The organism is Amycolatopsis sp. MtRt-6 (assembly GCF_017308975.1).
Classification (GTDB): domain Bacteria; phylum Actinomycetota; class Actinomycetes; order Mycobacteriales; family Pseudonocardiaceae; genus Amycolatopsis.
Genome location: NZ_JADWPD010000024.1, coordinates 156691 through 176080, shown reverse-complemented (window position 1 = coordinate 176080; position 19390 = coordinate 156691). Strand labels below are relative to the sequence as shown.

The following is a 19390-nucleotide window of genomic DNA, read 5'->3' as shown; positions in this document are numbered from 1 at the left end:
CGGGCGGTGGCGGCGGGCGGCCGGACGGTGGCGGCGGGCGGCCAGGCGGTGGCGGCGGGCAGCCAGGCGGTGGCGGCGGGCGGCCAGGCGGTGGCGGCGGGCAGCCGGGCAGCGGGCGGGGTGGCGAGCAGCTGCCCATGGTCGAGCCCCGGCTACCCCAGCCGACCGGGAGCGCGCCGGACGTCGCGGCCGTCGCCGACCGGAAGCTCGAGCCCGGGACGCCCACCGGGACCGGGCCAGGCGTTCCGCAGCCGGCCGACCCGCCGGGCACCGCCCACGGAGGCGCCGCCCACACCCGAGCCGGCAGCACCGGCCGACGCCAACGGCGACCGATGCTGGTGGCACCCGGCACCCATAGCAGCCCCGCGCCCGTAGCGGCTGCCACCAGTAGCAACCCGCACCCGCAGCGGCCCACACCAGTGGCAGCGGCCAGCCCGCACCACAGCGGCCCGCACCAGCGGCCGCCACCAGCGGCCCGCACCATCGGCGACCGCCGCCACGCGAGCCACCCCCGCCACGGACTGCCGCCACCCCGCCGCGGCCAACATGGCGGCGTTCGGCGGCCCCCATGCTCCGCCGCCGGCGCCAGATCCGCTCACCCGCGCCGGCAGCCGCGCCGCACCCACCGCCGGTCCCGCGCCCGGCGGGCGACAGCCCGGCAGGCCACAGCCCACCAACCTTCTCCCCGCTTTCCCGCAACCGGCGCCCCGCCCGGCGTTTCAACCCGCAGAACCGCATTTCGGGAACGAACCGGAAACACCCACCGCCGCGACCGGCCAGCTGCGCGATCGGTCCTGTCCGGAAAGGACGTCCACAATAGACCCCGCCACCCTTCGCGACGACCGACGTGCCCGGCACCTCTCCCCCAAGTTGTTCTTCACCCATTGAGGCGATGTCGTCACATTTCGTCCACCGCGGCCGGAGGGCTGCTCAGCGCCTGCTTCCTCCGCCGATCGTGGGCAATTACGCCGAACGGACCCGCCTTGTTTCCCTGCGAGTTGAATTCCCTTTCGGGCCGGTTGTGGATACACTTCCCGGCGAACGCCGCACATTGTTGTTCGCGTTCTCGAGCGCACATCCACCGGAGGAGTACCCAAGTGGCCCAGAAAGTCTCCGTCGAGATCCTCGACGACATCGACGGCAGCGCCGCCGCCCAGACCGTCCAGTTCAGCCTCGATGGCGTCACCTTCGAAATCGACCTTTCGGACCGGAACGCGACCGCCCTGCGGGCAGAACTCGCCCGCTACATCGACGCCGGCCGCCGGGTCGGGGGGCGGAAGGTGCGCGTGGCCACCGGTCAGTCGACCACCGCCTCCGATCGGGAGCGCAACCAGCGGATCCGGGCCTGGGCGAACGCCAACGGCTTCGAGGTCTCCGAACGGGGCCGGCTCGCCTCCGAAGTCGCCGCCGCGTACGAGCGGGCGCACGGGGCCGACGCGGAATCGTCCGCGTCGTCACCGCGAAAGCGCGCTCCGCGCAGGAAATTCGCCGCCTGACTCCCGATTGCGGTGGGCTTGCCGCGCGGAGCGCCCTGGCAGCGCCACGCGCGGCTGAAGCCACGGGAAAGAACAAGACTGTTTCTCCGCCGATTCGCCGTGCACCCTCGACGTCACCGATCACCGGGATGACAGGGGAGCTCAGGCGTGCCCAGCAGGAACAGCAGGAACAGCAGGAACGAAACCGAGCGCGAACTCGCCGCCGAACAGGAATACCTGACCACCCTCCACGCCGAAGCGGACGCGCTGCGCGAACAGGCCGCCGCCCGGCTGGCCGCCGCGGACCCGACGACCGCGCCGTTCTGGCGCGCCGAGCTGGACCGGCTGGAATCCGCCGAAGACGGGCTGTGCTTCGGACGGCTCGACCTGCGTGACGGCGGCCGCCGCTACGTCGGCCGCCTCGGCCTGTTCCGCGACGACGACGCGCTGCTGCTCGACTGGCGCGCGCCCGCCGCGCGGCCGTTCTACACCGCGACCCTCGCCACCCCGCACGGCGTGCGACGACGGCGGCGCATCACCACGCGCGGCCGGGAGGTCGTCGCCCTCGACGACGAACTGCTGGACACCGAGGCCGCCGGCGACGTCCTGGTCGGCGGCGCGGCACTGCTGGCCGCGCTCACCGCGCGGCGCACCGGCCGGATGCACGACATCGTCACCACGCTGCAGGCCGAACAGGACCGGATCGTCCGCGACAACCACCCCGGCGTGCTGGTCGTGCAGGGCGGTCCGGGCACCGGCAAGACCGCGGTCGCGCTGCACCGGCTGGCCTACCTGCTCTACGCCCGTCCGCACCTGCGCACCCGCGGCGCCCTGGTCGTCGGCCCCAGCCGCGTCTTCCTCGGCTACATCGGGCAGGTGCTCCCCGGCCTCGGCGAACACGCCGTGGTGACGTCGACCGTCGCCGAGCTGGGCCCGGGCGTCCGGATCGGCCGGACCGACCCGCCCGAGACCGCCGTCGCCAAGGGCCGGGCCGAAATGGCCGGCCGGATCGCGGCCGCGGTCCGGTCCCGGGTGCGCCCGCCCACCGAGCCCGTCGACCTGCACTTCGAGCAGCAGGTGCTGCGGCTGGAGCCCCATGCGTGCCGCGAAGCGATCGACGCGGCCACCAGCACCGGGTTACCGCACAACCCGGCGCGGCTGGTCTTCCAGCAGCGGCTCGTCGACGCGCTCGCCCGGGACCTGGCCGACCGCATGGAGAACGTGGTCTTCGACGACACCGGCGCGGCCCTCGACGGCGGGAGCGCCGACGGCCGCCTGGGCGAGGCCGACCTGCGCGCGCTGGCCGCCGCCGGTGTCATCACCGGGCCCGGCCCCGAAGGTCCGCGGCGCATCCTCGACGAGACCGACGTGGCCCGGCTGCGGACCGCGCTGCTGGCCGACGCCGGGGTCGGCGCCGTGCTGGACGAGGTGTGGCCGCCGCTGACCGCGGCGGAAGTGGTGGCCCAGGTGCTCGGCACGTCGGGCGAGGCCTGGAGCGCGGCCGACGTGCCGCTGCTGGACGAGGCCGCCGCCGTGCTCGGCGAACAGACCGGCGCGACCTTCGGGCACGTGGTCGTCGACGAGGCGCAGGAACTCTCCGCGATGGCCTGGCGGATGCTGCTGCGCCGGTGCCCCACCAGGTCGATGACCGTGGTCGGCGACCTCGCCCAGACCGGCGACCCGGCCGGCGCCGCGGCGCGCGTCATACCGTGGGACGGCCTCCGGCCCCCGGTATCCAGCTTACCCGGGACCACCGACAGTTCCGGGAGAGACGACGGGCCGCGGTCGCCTGTGGACGGTCGCTGGCGGCTGGCGGAGCTCACCGTGAACTACCGCACCCCGGCGGAGGTCATGGCCGCCGCGGCTCCGTTGCTCGCCGCCCACCACCCCGGGCTGCGGCCGCCCCGCTCGGTCCGGCACGCGGGTGAACACCCCTGGCGGCGTCGCACCACGCTCACCGAACTGCCGGACGTCCTCGCCGATGTCGTCGCCCGCCACGATGACGGCCGGCTGGCCGTCATCGCGCCGCCGGTCCACCACGCGCGGATCGCCGCGGCCGTGCCGGTGACCACGCCGCCCGACCTCACCGACCCCGTCGTCGTGCTCACGCCTCGCGAGGCCAAGGGCCTGGAGTTCGACGCCGTGCTCGTCGTCGACCCGGCCGCGATCCTCGCCGAACCGCTGGGCCACAACGATCTCTACGTCGCCCTCACGCGGACCACCCGGCACCTGGGGATCCTGCACCCCGGCCCGCCGCCCGCCGAGCTGGCCGGCATCCGGGAGCGCACCGCCTGATCGGGCCTTGTGGTCCAGACCCCGCGCGCCCTACGGTCGGGGCGTCCGGGTCGTCGCGGGGAGGAGCCTCGGGTGCTGGGAACCGTTCTGGCGAGCGCACTTCTGCTGACCGGCGCCGCGCCCGCCGTGGCCGGTGCCGGCTGGACACCGTCCCCGATTGTCTGGACCACTTGCCCCGACGATCCGGACAGTCCCGCGCCCCCGGACGGCGAGTGCGGCACCGTGCGGGTGCCGCTGGACTGGAACGCCCCGGCCGGGCCGTCGATCGACCTCGCGGTGGCCCGGCACCGCGCCACCGATTCCGCGCACCGCCTCGGGGTGCTGCTGGCCGATCTCGGCGGCCCCGGCTCGTCGAGTGCGGAATTCGCGGTGTCACCGGGCTTCTTCAGCCCGGAGATCCAGGCCCGCTTCGACGTCGTCGGCTTCGACGTGCGCGGCACCGGCCGCAGCGCGTTCATCCGGTGCGCGGACGCCGGCCCCGCGCCCGGCGACGAACCGGCCGACCGGGCGGAGTTCGCCGTGCTGCGGAGGTACAGCGAGAAAGCGGTCTCCGACTGCCGCGCCCGCAACCTCCCCGTCTTCGACCACGCGAACACCGCCGTCAACGCCCGGGACATGGACGCGGTCCGCCGCGCGCTGGGCGAAGACCGGATCAGTTACCTCGGCATCTCCTACGGCACGCTGCTCGGCCAGCAGTACGCCGAACGCTACGGCGACCGGGTGCGGGCGATGGTGCTCGACAGCGTCATCGACCACAGCGCCGGGATCGAGCGGTTCCTGGGCGACCGGGCCACCGCCGCGGACGAGGGTCTCCGCCAGTTCGCCGCCTGGTGTGACCGGACGACGACCTGCGCGCTGCACGGCCAGGACGTCCTCGCCGTCTGGCCGCGGGCGCTCGAGATCGCCGACGGGTTGCCCGAGCGGCGCAACTGGCTGCGTGACCGGGTGTTCTTCGACATGTACGGTCCGGACTGGGCCGACGCGGCCCAGGTGATCGCCGACACCCTGGCCGGGAAGCCGCCGGTCACCACGCGGTTCGAGTACAACTACGCCTCGATCCGCCTCGCGGTCGTCTGCCAGGACTTCGCCCTCCGGATCCGGAGCTTCGCGCAGTACTCGGCGTTGCGCGCCGAAGAGCTGCGCCGGGGACCGCTCATGCGCGGCAGCACGCTGAGCCACGGCGAAGCGATGGCCTGCCTGGGCGTCCACGGCCCGCCGGCGAACCCGCCCCACCGGCTGGACATCGCCCGGGCGCCGCGGCTCCTCCTGCTGAACACGCGCTACGACCCGGCGACCCCGTACGCCTGGGCCCTCGCCGTCCACCGCCAGGCAGCGGCGAACACGACCTTGCTGACCTACGAAGGCGCGGGCCACGGCGTCTACCCGCGGAACGCCTGCACCCGGTCGGCCGCGGACCGCTACCTGCTGACACTGGAAGCACCCCGGCACGACACGACCTGCCCGGCCTGAGCCCTACCGGTACTCGGGCGCCCACCGCGCCTCGCGCACCGCCTTCGCGACTTCGTCCTCGCTCAGCTCCGGCGCGACACCGTCCCGCACTGCCTGGACGGCGACCGCGGTCGCGATGCGGGTCGCGATCTCCGGGACGTCGTCCCACGCCGGCAGCAGCGGTTCGTCCGGGTCGGCCAGCGCCGGGGACGCTTCGCCCAGCGTCTTGGCCGCCACCCGCATCATCTCGTCGGTCACGCGGGTGGCGCGCACCGCCGTGACCGCCAGCCCGACCGCCGGGAAGATGTAGACGTTGTTGCACTGCGCGATCCGGCGTTTGCGGCCGTGCCGCTCGACCGGCGAGAACGGGGAGCCGGTCGCGACCAGCGCCCGGCCGCCGGTCCACTCGTCGAGCTCCCGCGGGTGCGCTTCGGCCCGGCTGGTCGGGTTGGACAGCGGGAAGATGATCGGCCGGTCGGTCCGGCCCGCCATCTCCCGCACGATCTCCTCGGTGAACGCGCCGGCCGCCGTGGACAGGCCGAGCAGCACCCCGACGTCGACGTGGTGGACGACGTCGGCCAGGCCGGTGCCGGCCCAGTCCCGGACGCGCTGCGCCGGCTGCGCGAACCGGCGCTGCCCGGCCGAAAGCCCGGAGCGGTCGTCGGTGAGCAGGCCGTCGATGTCCACCACCCAGATCCGCTCCGCGGCTTCGGCGTCGGACAGTCCCTGCGCCACCATCTCCCGGCGGATCATCTCCAGGACGCCGATGCCGGCCGAGCCCGCGCCGAGCATGACGACCTGCTGCTGCGACAGCGGGCGTCCGGCGGTCTCGGCCGCGCCGTGCAGCGCGCCGAGCGTCACCGCCGCGGTGCCCTGGATGTCGTCGTTGAACGTCAGCAGTTCGCCGCGGTACCGCTCGAGGATCGGCAGGGCGTGCGAAGTCGCGAAATCCTCCCACTGCAGCAGCACGTCCGGCAGTTCTTCGCGCACCGCCGTCACGAACTCGTCGACGAAGGCGTAGTACTCGTCGTCGCCGATCCGGCGGTGGCGCCACCCGAGGTAGTTCGGGTCCTCCAGCCGCTCGGCGTTGTCGGTGCCGGTGTCCAGCACCACCGGCAGCGTGCGGGCCGGGTCGATGCCGCCGATGAGCGTGTACAGCGAAAGCTTCCCGATCGGGATCCCCATCCCGCCGATGCCCTGGTCGCCCAGGCCGAGGATGCGCTGCCCGTCGGTGACGACGATGACGTCGACCTCGCGGTTCGGGCGGTTGCGCAGCACCTCTCGCAGCCGTCCGCGGTCCGGATAGGACACGAACAGGCCGCGCGGGCGGCGGTAGATGTCGCTGAACCGTTCACACGCTTCGCCGACCGTGGGCGTGTAGACGATCGGCAGCATCTCTTCGACGTGCTCGGCGAGGAGCCGGTAGAACAGCGTCTCGTTGCGGTCCTGCAGGGCCCGCAGGTAGATGTGCTTGTCCAGGTCGTCCCGGCGCCGCGAGAACTCCTGGTAGGTGTGGGCGACCTGGTCGTCCAGCGACTTCACCGCGTGCGGCAGGAGCCCGAGCAGGCCGAGGTCACCGCGTTCTTCGCGGCTGAACGCCGTCCCTTTCGTCGTCAACGCGTCGAACAGCCTGCTCTGTCCTTTGTGTACCATCAGCTCCTCCGCGGGCCGTCACCAGCGGTAGTTGCGGCGCAGGGCCCGCTTCACGACCTTACCCGTCGCGTTGCGCGGCAGCTCGTCGACGAACACGACGTCCCGGGGCACCGCGAAGCGGGCGAGCCGCTCGCGCACGTGGGAGCGGACCGTGTCGGCGTCCAGCTGGGCGCCCGGCACCAGCACGAGGTAGGCGGCCAGGCGCTGGCCGTACTTGGCGTCGCGGACGCCGACCACCGCCACCTCACGGACCTCGGGCAGCGTGAGCAGGACCTCCTCGACCGGGGCCGGCGCCACGTTCTCGCCGCCGGAGACGATCATCTCGTCCTCGCGGCCCTGGACGAACAGCAGGCCGTTCGCGTCGACGTACCCGCGGTCGCCGGTGTCCATCAGGCCGTCGCGGACGTCCAGCTGCTCGCCGTCGGTGTACCCGTCGAACAGCAGGCGGTTGCCGACGTAGAGCCGGCCGGTCGCGCCGGGCGGTACCGGCTCGCCCGCGCGGTCGAGGACGCGGATCGCGGTGCCGATCGGCGGGCGGCCGGCCGTGCCGCGGGCCGCGCGCAGGTCGCGGGGTCCGGCGATCGCCGCCCACGACACCTCCGTCGAGCCGTAGAGGTTGTAGAGGATGTCGCCGAAGGCGTCCATGAACTCCTCGCCGAGCCGCCCCGGCAGGCCGGCACCGGAGCTGGCGACCACGCGCAGCGAAGACAGGTCGTAGCGGACCCGCGTCTTCTCCGGCAGGTCCAGCAGCCGCCGCAGCATGGTCGGCACCGCGAACAACGCCGTGCACCGCTGCCGCTCGATCATCGCCAGCGTCGCTTCCGGGTCGAACCGCCGGGGCAGCACCAGCCCCGCCCGCAGCGCCATGCCGAGCTGGAGCGCGGCCAGACCCCAGGTGTGGAACAGCGGCGCGGCGACCAGGATCGGCTCCCCCGCCCGCAGCGGGATCTCCGACAGCACCGCGGCGGCGTCCGCGACGTTGTTCGGCGTCGGGCGGCGCGCTCCCTTCGGCGGGCCGGACGTGCCCGAGGTGAGCACGACGAGCCGGCCGGGCTTGCCCGGCGGGGCGATCCGGGCGAGCGGCTCCGCCTCGATCAGTTCCTCGATGGTCGACCCGTGCCACCCGCCGCCGGGCGGCCACGTCCACAGCTGCGGGATCTCCGACGGCAGCCGGCCGCGCAGGCCGGCGAACTCGGCGTCGGCGAGCACCAGCTGCGACCCGTGCCGCAGCGCGAACTCGGCGGCCTGCCCCAGCGCCAGCCCGGTGTTCATCAAAGCCACGTCCGCGCCCAGCTTGCTGCACGCGATCATCGCCTCGACCATCGCGTTGTGGTTGCGGCACATCAGGAGCACCCGCGACCCTTCGGTGATGTCGTAGCGCTTCAGCACCGCGGCCAGCCGGGTGGTGCGCTCGTCGACCTCGCCGAACGTCCGCTCGGAGCGCTCGTCGCACAGCGCGAGGGACTCCGGCGCGCGGCGCGCCACCGCCTCGTAACCGCCGGCCAGGGTCGAGCCCCACCGGCTCACCGACCGCAGCTGCCGCAGCAACCCGGTGGGCTGGGCGGGGGTGAGCACCCCGGCCTTGACCAGGATCCGCGCGAACTCGCGTTTGGCCGGCCGGGGCGGCGGCGGGTCCGCCGCGGGGACACCGCCGAGGTGGTCGCTGATCGCCGCGATCGCGTCGAGGATCCGCTGGCGGATCCTCGGGACCGCCGGTGAGCGGCCGTCGAGCAGCGTGAGCAGGACGGTGATCGCGCAGCCGTCCGGCACCGGGCGCAGCACGACGGACATCCGGTGCGGCCTGCCCCCGACACTCGACCAGGCCAGGTGCTCGTCCCGGCGGTGGACGAAGATCTCGGCTTCGCCGGTGCCCCCGGCGCGGAACCGGTAGCGGGCGCCCCGGCCGGTCGCCTCGGAAACCGGTTCGCACGAGGTGATGCCGCGGACGAACCGCGGGTAGAGGTGGGGACTGCCGACGATCGTCCACACCGCCGCGGGTGGGTGCGGGACGGTGGCGGTGATCTCGAGGAGTTCCGGTTCCATCAGGACGTGACGGGAGGTGGCGCCGGCACGGTGGTCATGACTCGGCTCCCCCTCGTCGGTCCTGTTCGGCCTTTCGGCCGCTCCGCCGAGCATCCGTTTGCCCGGCCCGGCGTGTCAACACGCGGCCGCACGATTCGATGTATTCAACCGAGAAGAGCGCGCAAAAACCAGTGACGCGCGAACCGCTTCACGCGTTTCTCACGCCGCTGCGGGTCACCACGGCGGCGGGCCGGTGCTCCCCCGGACCACCAGTGACACCGGAACCCGTTCGAGCGTCGCGGCCCGGGCACCCGACCTGACCTCGTCGAGCAGCGTCCGCACCACCTGGTGGCCGAGCTCGGCGAACGACTGCCGGATCGTCGTCAGCGGCGGCCAGAAGCTCGCCGCTTCCACCATGTCGTCGAAGCCCACGACGCTGACCTCGCCCGGCACCGAACGGCCGGATTCGTGCAACGCCCGCAACAACCCCAGCGCCATCTGGTCGTTGGCCGCGAACACCGCGGTGACCGCCGGGTCGTGCGCCAGCACCCGGCCGAGCGTGTACCCCGACTCCGCCGTCCAGTCCCCGACCACCGGCACCGGCACCGCGCGGTCGAACCGCGTCAGCGTCCGCCGCCAGGCCCGCTGCCGGTGCTCGGCCGCGAACGAGTCGGTGGGGCCCGCGATGTGCCAGACGGTCTCGTGGCCGAGCTTGAGCAGGTGCTCCACCGCGAGCACCGCCCCCTGCGCCTGGTCGGTGTCCACCGTCGGGTAGCCGGCCCGGGCGTTCGAATCGACGACGACCACCGGGATGTCCTCCGGGAAAACGATTCCCGGCCAATCGAGGTCGTATTCTTCGACCAGCACGACCAATCCGTCGACGACGTGGTTCCGCAGTTCCCGGAAGGCGTCGGTGACCGCTTCGCGGGTCGGCCTGCCCAGCGGCATCAGCTTGATCGCGTACCCCTCGGCCGCGGCCGAGCGCGCGATGGCGTCGAGCGTCCGGCTGTTGCCGAGCGTGGCCAGCGTCGAGGTGAGCACGCCGATCGAGCGCGCCGGGTCCGGCAGCACGACGGCCGTGCCACCGCAGGGATCCCCTGTCCGCTCTCGCACGCCGCTCCCCTCACCGAACCGTCTCGTCACGTCGAGGTCACCACAGCGACCGGAAATGTTCACCTTGACGTCGGCAACATCCCCGTTCGCGACGCTCGTCAGCCGGCCGCCATCCGCCCGTGAAAAAGGCTCCGACCTGGGCACCTACCGGGCCGGCGGCCCAGCTGCCGACGCCCGCGGCGGACGGCTCGTGAACAAGGTCACTAAGCGACCGCTCAGTAACACGGGATAAGTGTAGCTTTCCGCGCGGTCATGCCGAGTCCCGGACCACCAGGCTCGTCCCCAGCACCACCCGGCGCGGCTGCCGCACAGTCCCGTCGATCAGCGCGAGCAACTCCCCCGCCGACCGCGCCCCCAGCGCCTCCACCGGCTGGCTCACCGTCGTCAACGGGGGGTCCGTCGTCCGCGCCACCGGCGCGTTGTCGAACCCGATCACCGCCACGTCGTCGGGCACCCGGCGGCCGGTGCGGCGCAGGGCCCGGAGCACGCCCACCGCCATCACGTCGGACGCGACGAACACCGCGTCGAGGTCCGGCCTCCGGTCGAGCAGGTGGCGCGTCGCGTACTCGCCGGAGGCCTGGCCGAAGTCGCCGTAGGCCACCAGGCCCGGGTCGACGGCACCCGATCCGGAAATCGCGGCCGCGTAGCCGGCGAGCCGGTCGAGGCCCGGCGCCATGTCCTTCGGGCCGGCGACCGTGGCGATCCGCCGCCGCCCGGCGGCGAGCAGGTGCCGCACCGCCGCTTCGGCGCCCCCGCGGTTGTCGACGTCGACGTACGTGCACTGCGCGGGGTCGGGCACCATCGGCCGCCCGGCGCTGACGACCGGGAAGCCGAGCCGGGACAACGCCGTCGTGTACCGCGCGTGCGTGCTCACGAACAGCGCCCCGTCGACGTGCCCGCCGCCGAGGTAGCGGAAGGTGGCGGCCTGGGCCGCCGCCTGCATCATCAGCACCACGAACTGCACGCCCGCGGCGGTGAACTCGCGGTCGATGCCCGCCATGATCCGGCCGAAGAACGGGTCGGAGAACAGCCGCAGGCCGTCTTCGCACATCACGACGGCGACCGTGCCCGTCCGCTCCCCCTCCCCCGCCCGGGCCGCGCGCTGCCGGACGTAGCCGAGCGACCGCACGGCTTGTTCGACCTGGCGCCGGGTTTCGGCGCGCACCTGGGGAAAACCGTTGAGCACCCGGGACGCCGTCGCCGACGAGACACCGGCGGCCCTGGCCACGTCGGCCAGGGTCGGCCGCGGACCGGAAAGGTCGAGGACAGTCATGGTCACCTCCGTGGGGACGGCACGCAGTTCCGCTCGAAAGCCCGCGACGACGGCATGGACGTTTCCGGGGCAGCGGCGCGGGAAAATGCGGTGTTAGCGCTAACACTTCCTGGGAAAGCCATCCGGACCGCCGATCGAGCTCCGGCGGTCTCCGCGTCGGCAACGGGGCTAGCGGGGTTCGGCGCGATACCGGTTCTGTTTCACATCCGCACATCCTTGGGCGAGAGTGGTTCGAACGGGTGAGCCGCGGCCACCGGGAGGCATCCGGTGATCTTTTGACCGCTTGCTCGGCAGCATTGATGCTGGAACCACGCGCCCCAATGTGTCAACCGGATGAACGAAACTGCCCGAAAAGTCGCGCCCCGTGGTCGAATATCGTCGAATAAGTTCACCCCTTGTCGTTTCGGCGGCGGTGCGGACATCGCGCGCCACGGTGTCGAACGTCGTCGGCGCGCTGTACCAGGAGGGCCTGATCGTGGAGAGCGGCAGCCCGGGCCCCGGCGAGCCGCCGAAACAGGGGCGGCCGGGGACGCTGCTGAAAGTTCCAGGGCAGGCACTGGGCCGGCCGGGTGGTGTCGCCGGCCGCTTCCCCGGTGGCTCGGCGCAGGTCCTGGCGTGCGGGGATACTCACGGTGCCCGCGGCCGATGACCCCAATGTGGCGTTGGTTGCGTCCAACGCACCCAATGTGGCGGGGGGGGGGGGGGGCGGGCCCCCCACCCCCTCGTTTGGGGGGTGTGGGGGCCCCCCCCCCCCCCACCGCCACATTGGGGCGCTCGAGCCGGGCCGCTGTCGACCGAGCTAGGACACGGCGCTAGTTGATCCGGCGCACCGTCCAGAACTGGTCCTGCGTCTCGATCTTCGTCCAGGACACCGCCTTCGCCAGGTTCGACGGCGAGCCGTTGGTGATCGTGATGTACCGGCCGGTGCCCACGTTCTTGATCAGCGTCTGGTCGCCGCTCGACACCAGCGTCCACACCTGCTGCGCGTTACCCGCGTCGACGGCGGTCTGGGTGATCGCCTCGCTGCTCGCCGGGTGGGTGTCGGTCAGTGCCAGGCCGGACTTCGCGTTCACGATCCGGTAGCCGCCGTTCGCCGCCGCGAAGCGCCACAGGTGCCACGGCTGGTTGGCGTACCACCACTGGTCGGCCTGCGTGCCCGGGACCGTGGAACCCGCGCCGATCTCCAGGTACCTGCCCAGCTTGTTCTGGATGGTGAAGTCGCCGGTCGTCAGGTTCGGCAACGCCGTCTGGCGCAGCGTCCACCGCTGGTTGCGGCCGTCGGTGTCCGGCCACTGCGCCATCGGCGCGCCCGGCGACGTGGACCACGCGAGGTCCTCCAGGAGCTTGCCGCTCTTGCGGTTCGCCAGCTCGTACGTCCCGTCCGTCTGCTGGACGACCGCCCACTCCTGGGTCGCCGACCCCGGCGACGGCGTGCGCAGCTCCAGCCACGCGCCGTCCAAAGTGGACCCGCCGGCGACCGACAGGACGCGGCCGCCGGTGGCCACCGTGAAGTACCCGGTGGGCTGCCGCGTGATCACCCACGGCGTCCCCGCGCTCTGCTGGACCACCGACGTGCCGTTGACGCCCAGGTTCAGGCGCGAGTGGTCGTTGGTCAGCGTGTACGTCGCCCCCGTCGAAAGGCCCGGGGCGACGTGGTCGAGCGCGAATTCGACCGTGTTGAGGTAGTTGCTGTCGTGCCAGCCACCGGTGATCGACATGACGGTGTTGCCGTCCGGCATCACCATCAGGCCGCGGCTGTACCCGCCGGGCGCGTTGGACGCCTGCGACCGCCACTGGGCAGGGTCGCCGCCCGCGGTGTTGACGGCGAGCGCGGTCTGGCCGCCGGCGCTGACCACGATCGTGCCCTGCGGGCCACCCGACGGCGTCCAGACGACGAACGGCTGGCAGCACGGCTTGGTGTTGTCGTCGAGGACGATCTGGTTGTCGCCGGCCTGGAGGAATTTCTCCGGGTCGGTGGCGATCTTGTAGTAGATCGGGCAGCTGCCCTGCGGGGCACCGCAGTACTCGTAGGTCATGATCCACCGGCCGCCGGGCAGCTCCGCGACCGTCGCCATGCCGGGGCGGGCGGACTGCGCCGGGTAGACGACGTCGTCGACGACCGGCCCCCACGTCCGGCCGTCCGTGGTGACCTGGTGGACCAGCTTCTGCGAGTGCTTCGCGTTGTCACGCTGGTCCGAGTAGTACACGATCAGCTTCCCGTTGCGCAGCAGCAGCACGGGTTCCCAGATCGGCGTGTTCGGGTCCTGCACCTTGGCCGGGCCGCCCTTGGCGACCGAGCTCAGCAGCTTCCACGTCTTCCCGATGTCGGTGCTGGCGTAGAGCAGGATCTCGGTGGAGCTCATGTCGGACGGCACCGACAGCCCCGAGACGAGCAGGGTGCCCGCCGGGAGCGTGCCGAGCCGGTCCGGCAGCTCGTAGATCTCCGGGTTCCAGCGCATGCCGTAGCCGTTGACCGTGTCGGTGACCTGGGAGACGTAGGTCCAGTTCTGGCCTGCGTCGCCGCTGCGGTACACCGGGAACACGGGGGCACCCGGGTTCCGGTAGACCTCGAACGTCGAAACCAGCGTGCCGTTGGCTTCGCCGTTGTGGCGCAGGGTGATCGACCGCGCGTACATGACGCCCGGGTTGACGTACCCCGCGGCGGCCGTCGGCCGGAAGATCGTCGTCGGGCCGCTCGTCTGCGCGGTCGCCGCCGGGCTCACGCCCAGCAGCGCCGCGACGACGACCAGCAGCACCGCCTTGAATGATCGTCGGATGGGGACCATCGCTACCTCGCTACTTCCTCGTAGGGGGTCGTTCGACGAAGACGCGGACGTCCCACGGGCCGAGGCTCAGGGCCATCCCCGTCGGCACGTTCGTGCCGTCGAGCAGGTCGGACAGCGGCGCGGGCGCGGTCACGTTCGCAGGGTTCCAGTTCCAGTTGTGGATCACGTGCACCCGGCGGCCGTCGGGCGCGGTCCCGGTGGTCGCGGTCACGGGCTCCGGGAGGTTCGGCCACGCGTGGGCCGGCAGCGGCACCAGCCAGCGGGCCAGCGCCCGGCCGAACGCGGCGTCCGGGACCGTGCCGACGCAGGTGATCCGGCCATCACCCTCGGCGCGGGTGGTGACGGCGGGCCAGCGGCCGAAGTGCGGGTGGTCGTATTCGGCGAGCACGTGAGCGTCGAGCACCGTCAGCCCGTCGACCCAGCGCGTCGCCGCCGCACCCGGCGGCAGGTCCAGGGGGCTGCCCGGCACCGGCTTGAGCGGGACGTCGCCGCCGAGGTTGCTGAACTCGTCGTACCAGACGCCGGCGGCGTCGACGAGCCGTCCGGGCGCCGATTCGTGCCGGGCCCGTCCCTCGTGGTCGGCGTAGGCGGTGCGGGGGCCGAGGACGAGGTGGCCGCCCGCGCGGGCGTAGGCGGCCAGCCAGTCCACCGTGCTGTCCGCGGCCAGGTAGAGCGCGGGGACGACCAGGACCGGGTGCCGCCGGGCGGCTTCTTCCGGCGCCACGCCTTCGCGTTCCCCGCGGGGGTCGTGCAGCTGCCTGATGTGGACGATCCGGACCTGGCGGCCCGCGTCGAAGGCGCCGCGGTAGAACGGGTCGAAGAACCGGTGGTAGGACGCGGCGTCCGGCTCACCGTCCGGTGTGGACAGTGCGGGGTACTTCTGCATGAGCCACTTGCTCGGCGTCGAGTACACCATCGTGATGTCCGCGTCCGGCTCGAGCCCGGCGACCGCGGAACCGGCCAGCTCGAACTCCTCGCCGAGGCGCGCGAGCTCGGCGTAGGTGCGGCCGGGCCGTCCGCTGTGCGGCAGGATCCCGCCCCAGTAGGTCTCGGCGCCGAAGTGCAGCGTGTGCCAGTGCCAGTACTCGATCATCCGGGCCCCGCGCGCGACGAGCGCCCAGGCGGCCTGGCGCCACTGGCCGTCGAACGCGGGCCGGTTGTCCCAGGTATGGCCGATGTGCATGGCGTTGGTTTCGGTGACCAGGAACGGCGCCTGGCGGGAGGAGAACATCCAGTCCGCGGTCTCGTAGAGCGCCCAGACCCCGGTGGTCTTCCATTTCTGCTCGGCATCCGGCACGGGGTCGGGCAACGCGAGCCCGTCCTGCATGACGTAGTAGGGGTTGCCCGCGGCGATGTCGAGGCTGTCGGTCAGCTCGTCGTCCTCGACGGCCGGGCGCGTGTAGGAGATGCACGTGGTGACGAACTGCTCCGGGCGCGCGTACTGGCGCACGATCCCGGCCTGCCAGGCGATGAACTCGGTGGTCTGGCGGGCCTGGAACTCCCGCCAGGCGACGTCGTACTGCGGCTGGGCGTTGCCGTCCGGGGTCCACAGGTCGGCCCAGGTCGAAAGCCGGTGCGACCAGTAGACCAGGCCCCACTCGCGGTTGAGCGTCTCGACGTCGCCGTACTTCGCGCGCAGGTGGTCGACGAACCGCTGGAAGACGCCGTGGTTGTGGAACAGCTCCAGCCCCGGCTCGTTGTCCACCTGGAACCCGAGCACGGCCGGGTGCCCGGCGTAGCGGGCGAGGATCTTGTGGATCACCCGCTCTGCGTGGAAGCGGAACGCCGGGTGCGTGAAGTCGACCTCCTGGCGGGCACCCCAGCCGATGCGCTGCCCGGTCGCCCGTTCGCCGGTGATCTCCGGGTACTGCCGGGCGAGCCACGGCGGCACGGCGTACGTCGGCGTCCCGATGACCACGGAGATGCCGCGCTCGTGGGCGCCGTCGAGAACCGGCTGCAGCCAGTCCAGGTCGAAGCGGCCGTTCTCCGGCTCCCACGTGGACCAGACCGACTCGCCGACGCGGATCACGGTGAACCGGGCCTCGGTCATCAGGTCGAGGTCGGTCTTGAGCCGCTCGTAGGGCTGGTACTCGTGGTAGTAGGCGGCACCGAACAGGACGCGGGCGGGCAGGTCCGCCATGGGGGTACCTCCAGGAGGGTCGGGTTCACTGCTTGACGGCGCCGGTGGCGAGCCCGCTCTGCCAGTACCGCTGCAGGAACAGGAAAGCCACGACGAGGGGCAGGATCGAGAGCAGGGAACCGGTCAGCACCAGCGGCAGCATCTCGCCACTCGTGCCGGCGCCGCCGTTCTGGGCCTGGTCCGCCCACAACGCGAGGCCGAGGGTGACCGGGTACAGGTTCTGGTCGTTGAGCATGATCAGCGGCAGGAAGTAGTTGTTCCAGGTGGCCACCAGCGTGAAGAGCACGACCGTGACCAGCCCGGGTGCCAGCATCCGCAGCCCGATCCGGAAGAAGATCCGGGCCTCGCCCGCGCCGTCGATCCGCGCGGCCTCGATGACGCTGTCCGGAACGGCGTCCTGCGCGTAGATCCGCATCAGGTAGAGCCCGAACGGGTTCACCAGCGACGGCAGGATCACCGCCCACGGCGTGTTGACCAGGCCGACCTGGGAGAACAGCAGGTAGGTCGGGATCGCCAGCGCCGTCGCGGGCACCATCACCGCGCCGAGCACCAGGTTGAACCCGGCGCCGTGGCCGCGGAAGCGGTACTTCGCGAAGCCGTACCCGGCGGCCGCGGCGAGCAGGGCGGCGCCGAGCGCGCTGACGACGGCGTAGCCGATCGTGTTCAGCAGCCAGCGCACGAAGATCCCGTCCTGGTGGGACAGGGTGTCCCCGATGTTGGTGAACAGCTGTGGCACCTTCGAGAACCACAGCCCGAACGTCGTGAACAGGTCCTGGGTGCTCTTGGTCGAGGCGATGACCAGCCAGCACAGCGGCAGCAGGAAGTAGGCCAGCGCGGCGAGCATGGCGGCGGTCAGCGGGACGCTGCGACGGCGGGTCGTGCGGCCGGTCATGCGGCGGCCCTCCGGCTCCGGCGGTTGGCGGTGATCAGGATCGTGTACGAGATGACGACGATGACCAGGCCCAGCAGGAACGACACGGTGGCCGCGTAGTTGACCTGCTGGCCGGTGAAGGCGAGCGAGTACGCGTACAGGTTCGCCGTGTACCCGCTGTCGATGACGTTGGGCGCGATCGTCTTCAGCAGCTTGGGTTCGTTGAACAGCTGGAAGCTGCCGATCACGGAGAACAGCAGGGTCAGCAGCAGCGCCGGGCGCAGCGCCGGGAGCTTGATCGACCAGGCCGTGCGCCAGGCACCGGCACCGTCCACTTCGGCCGCTTCGTAGAGCTCCGACGGAATCGTGCGCAGCGCGGCGTAGAGGATGATCATGTTGTACCCGACGAATTCCCACGTGACGACGTTCGCGAGGCTGCCGAGCATCCAGCTGTCGCTGAGGAACTTCGGCACCGGCAGCCCGAAGAACGAGCTCAGCTGCGCGAACGGCCCGTAGTCCGGTCCGTAGAGGTAGCCCCACATCAGCGTCGCGACCACGCTGGGCACGGCGTACGGGACGAACACGCCCAGGCGGACCACCTTCGAGAGCCACATCAGGCCGCTGTCCAGCGCGAGCGCGAACAGCAGCGCGAGCAGCAGCATCACCGGCACCTGGACGACGAAGAACGTCGCCACCCGCAGCACACCACGGAGGAACTGGGGGTCGGTGACGGCCTTGACGTAGTTGTCCAGTCCGACGAACACCGTGCCGCCGATCAGCTTGTGCTGGAAGAAGCTGAGGTAGGCGGCGTAGCCCAGCGGGGTGACGAAGAACAGCGCGAACAGGACGAGGAACGGGGCGACGAACCACGGCCCGGCGGAACGGGGTTTCATCGTGCTCATCCGCCCTGGACCGTGAAGCCCTGGTTCTTGGCGAACGTGGTGACCCGCGACTGCCACTGGTCGAGCGCGGCGACCGTGTCGGTCCTGTCGGCCAGGGACTTGCCGACGGTCTCGGTCCAGTCGGTCACCGCCTGGTCGAGGAACGGCGGCCACTGGAACGACGGCGAAACGGTCTCGCCGATCGAGCTGAAGACCTCGTTGACCTTCTGGCCGCCGTAGAACGACGGGGTGTCGCCGGCGAACGACGGGTCGGCGAGCAGCGCCTTGGTCGCCGGGAAGAACAACTGCTTGGTGGCGAACATCTTCGCCGATCCGGGGTCGCTGTTGAGGAACTGCGCGAACATCGCCGCCGCGATCGGGTGCTTCGTGCCCTTCAGCACCGCGGTGGTCGAGCCGCCCCAGTTGCCGGAGCTCGGCTTGGCCGCGTCCCACTGCGGCAGCGGCGCGGCCCGCCACTTGCCCGCGGTGGCCTTGGCCGAGCCGGACAGGAAGGCCGGGCCCCAGGCCGCGGTGATCCAGGTGGCGTACTTGCCGTTGTTGAGCGAGGCGTACCAGGAGTCGGTGAAGTCCGGCTCGGTCCCGATGACGCCTTCCTTGGCCAGCCCGCCCCAGTAGCCGGCGAGTTTCTTGGCGGCCGGGCTGTTGACGGCGACCGTGATGTCGCTCTTGCCGGACATCGTGTACGGCTTGTCGCCGGCCTGCCAGAGCAGGCCGTGCCAGGCGGCGGCCTGGTTGGCGGCGAAGTTGGTCAGGTAGACGTTCGGCGCGGCGGTGTGCAGCTTCCGCGCCGCGTCCGCGAACTCGTCCCACGTCTTCGGCACGGAAAGGCCGTAGGAGTCGAAGATGTCCTGCCGGTACAGCAGTCCCATCGGGCCGGTGTCCTGCGGGATGGCGAAGATCTCCCCGTTCGGGCCGCTGACCTGGCCCCACGTCCAGTCGACGAACTGGGCCTTGAGCGCGTCGGCGCCGTACGGGCGCAGGTCGAGCAGGCTGTCGAGGACCGTGAAGGTCGGCAGGTACTGGAACTCGACCTGCGCCAGGTCGGGTGCGCCGGTGCCGGCCTGCAGCGCGGTGCGCAGCTTGGTGTACTGCGGCGTGCCCTGGCCGGCGTTCTGCACGGTGACCTTGATGGCCGGGTACTTCTTCGTGAACAGGGCGACTTCCTGCTCGATTTCCGGGGCCCAGCTCCAGAAGGTCAGTTCGGTGGGCGTCGACATCGCCTTGTCGATGTCGGCCTGGCTCACCCGCTCGGCGGCGGGCGCGGCGGTGCCCCCGCCGCCGCTGCACGCGGCCAGTGCGGCGCCGAGCGAGACCGCGCCGGCCGCGGCGAGGAAGGACCGGCGGCTGAGGGCGTGGTTCGGGACGAGTTCGGGCATGACGGAACTCCTGAGGCAGGAAGGAGGCGTGCGGG

Annotated in this window: 13 protein-coding genes and 1 pseudogene; 5 read left to right on the top strand and 9 right to left on the bottom strand. The window is 72.0% G+C overall.

Annotated features, from left to right (window positions below; genetic code table 11):
- The 4 genes and pseudogenes from I4Q55_RS33890 to I4Q55_RS33875 form a co-directional block, all read left to right on the top strand.
- Nucleotides 1–375, top strand: a pseudogene (locus I4Q55_RS33890) (hypothetical protein); the annotation flags it as partial.
- Between the two features lie 722 nt (nucleotides 376–1097).
- Nucleotides 1098–1496 carry an Lsr2 family protein gene (locus I4Q55_RS33885; RefSeq protein ID WP_206793813.1) on the top strand — a complete coding sequence of 133 codons (399 nt, stop codon included), beginning with the start codon at nucleotides 1098–1100 and terminating at the stop codon, nucleotides 1494–1496.
- A gap of 147 nt (nucleotides 1497–1643) precedes the next feature.
- Nucleotides 1644–3770, top strand: a complete 2127-nt coding sequence (locus tag I4Q55_RS33880; RefSeq protein WP_206793812.1) for an ATP-binding domain-containing protein — start codon at nucleotides 1644–1646, stop codon at nucleotides 3768–3770.
- Nucleotides 3771–3842: 72 nt separating this feature from the next.
- On the top strand, nucleotides 3843–5240 hold the full coding sequence (locus tag I4Q55_RS33875) for an alpha/beta hydrolase (RefSeq protein ID WP_206793809.1): 1398 nt from the start codon (nucleotides 3843–3845) through the stop codon (nucleotides 5238–5240).
- Between the two features lie 3 nt (nucleotides 5241–5243).
- On the opposite strand, the gene I4Q55_RS33870 is transcribed toward I4Q55_RS33875, so the two are convergent.
- The 4 genes from I4Q55_RS33870 to I4Q55_RS33855 form a co-directional block, all read right to left on the bottom strand.
- Entirely contained in the window at nucleotides 5244–6872 is a 1629-nt protein-coding gene (locus tag I4Q55_RS33870) for an NAD-dependent malic enzyme (protein ID WP_206793807.1), read from the bottom strand.
- Between the two features lie 18 nt (nucleotides 6873–6890).
- Nucleotides 6891–8915, bottom strand: coding sequence for an AMP-binding protein (locus I4Q55_RS33865; protein WP_206793805.1), 2025 nt, complete (start codon nucleotides 8913–8915; stop codon nucleotides 6891–6893).
- A gap of 213 nt (nucleotides 8916–9128) precedes the next feature.
- Nucleotides 9129–10007 (bottom strand): substrate-binding domain-containing protein, encoded by an 879-nt coding sequence (locus I4Q55_RS33860; protein ID WP_307793380.1) that lies wholly within the window; start codon nucleotides 10005–10007, stop codon nucleotides 9129–9131.
- Between the two features lie 250 nt (nucleotides 10008–10257).
- Nucleotides 10258–11280 carry a LacI family DNA-binding transcriptional regulator gene (locus I4Q55_RS33855; RefSeq protein WP_206793803.1) on the bottom strand — a complete coding sequence of 341 codons (1023 nt, stop codon included), beginning with the start codon at nucleotides 11278–11280 and terminating at the stop codon, nucleotides 10258–10260.
- A 412-nt stretch (nucleotides 11281–11692) separates the two neighbouring features.
- Between I4Q55_RS33855 and I4Q55_RS33850 the strand changes: the two genes are divergently transcribed.
- The gene (locus I4Q55_RS33850; protein WP_206793801.1) at nucleotides 11693–11929 is read left to right on the top strand and encodes a hypothetical protein; all 237 of its coding nucleotides are present in this window, start codon (nucleotides 11693–11695) and stop codon (nucleotides 11927–11929) included.
- A 163-nt stretch (nucleotides 11930–12092) separates the two neighbouring features.
- On the opposite strand, the gene I4Q55_RS33845 is transcribed toward I4Q55_RS33850, so the two are convergent.
- Genes I4Q55_RS33845 through I4Q55_RS33825 form a run of 5 tightly spaced genes read right to left on the bottom strand, consistent with a single transcriptional unit; the run spans nucleotide 12093 to nucleotide 19355 of the window.
- Nucleotides 12093–14066, bottom strand: coding sequence for an RICIN domain-containing protein (locus I4Q55_RS33845; protein WP_206793799.1), 1974 nt, complete (start codon nucleotides 14064–14066; stop codon nucleotides 12093–12095).
- A 10-nt stretch (nucleotides 14067–14076) separates the two neighbouring features.
- Nucleotides 14077–16206 (bottom strand): beta-galactosidase, encoded by a 2130-nt coding sequence (locus tag I4Q55_RS33840; protein ID WP_242547245.1) that lies wholly within the window; start codon nucleotides 16204–16206, stop codon nucleotides 14077–14079.
- Between the two features lie 25 nt (nucleotides 16207–16231).
- Nucleotides 16232–17098, bottom strand: coding sequence for a carbohydrate ABC transporter permease (locus tag I4Q55_RS33835; RefSeq protein WP_206793797.1), 867 nt, complete (start codon nucleotides 17096–17098; stop codon nucleotides 16232–16234).
- A complete protein-coding gene (locus I4Q55_RS33830; RefSeq protein ID WP_206793795.1) occupies nucleotides 17095–17970 on the bottom strand; it encodes a carbohydrate ABC transporter permease in 876 nt (291 codons plus the stop codon). Before I4Q55_RS33830 ends, I4Q55_RS33835 begins: the two co-directional genes overlap by 4 nt.
- Before the next feature lie 5 nt (nucleotides 17971–17975).
- Complete coding sequence (locus tag I4Q55_RS33825; RefSeq protein WP_206793793.1) at nucleotides 17976–19355, bottom strand: ABC transporter substrate-binding protein; 1380 nt, start codon at nucleotides 19353–19355, stop codon at nucleotides 17976–17978.
- Nucleotides 19356–19390: the final 35 nt, after the last annotated feature.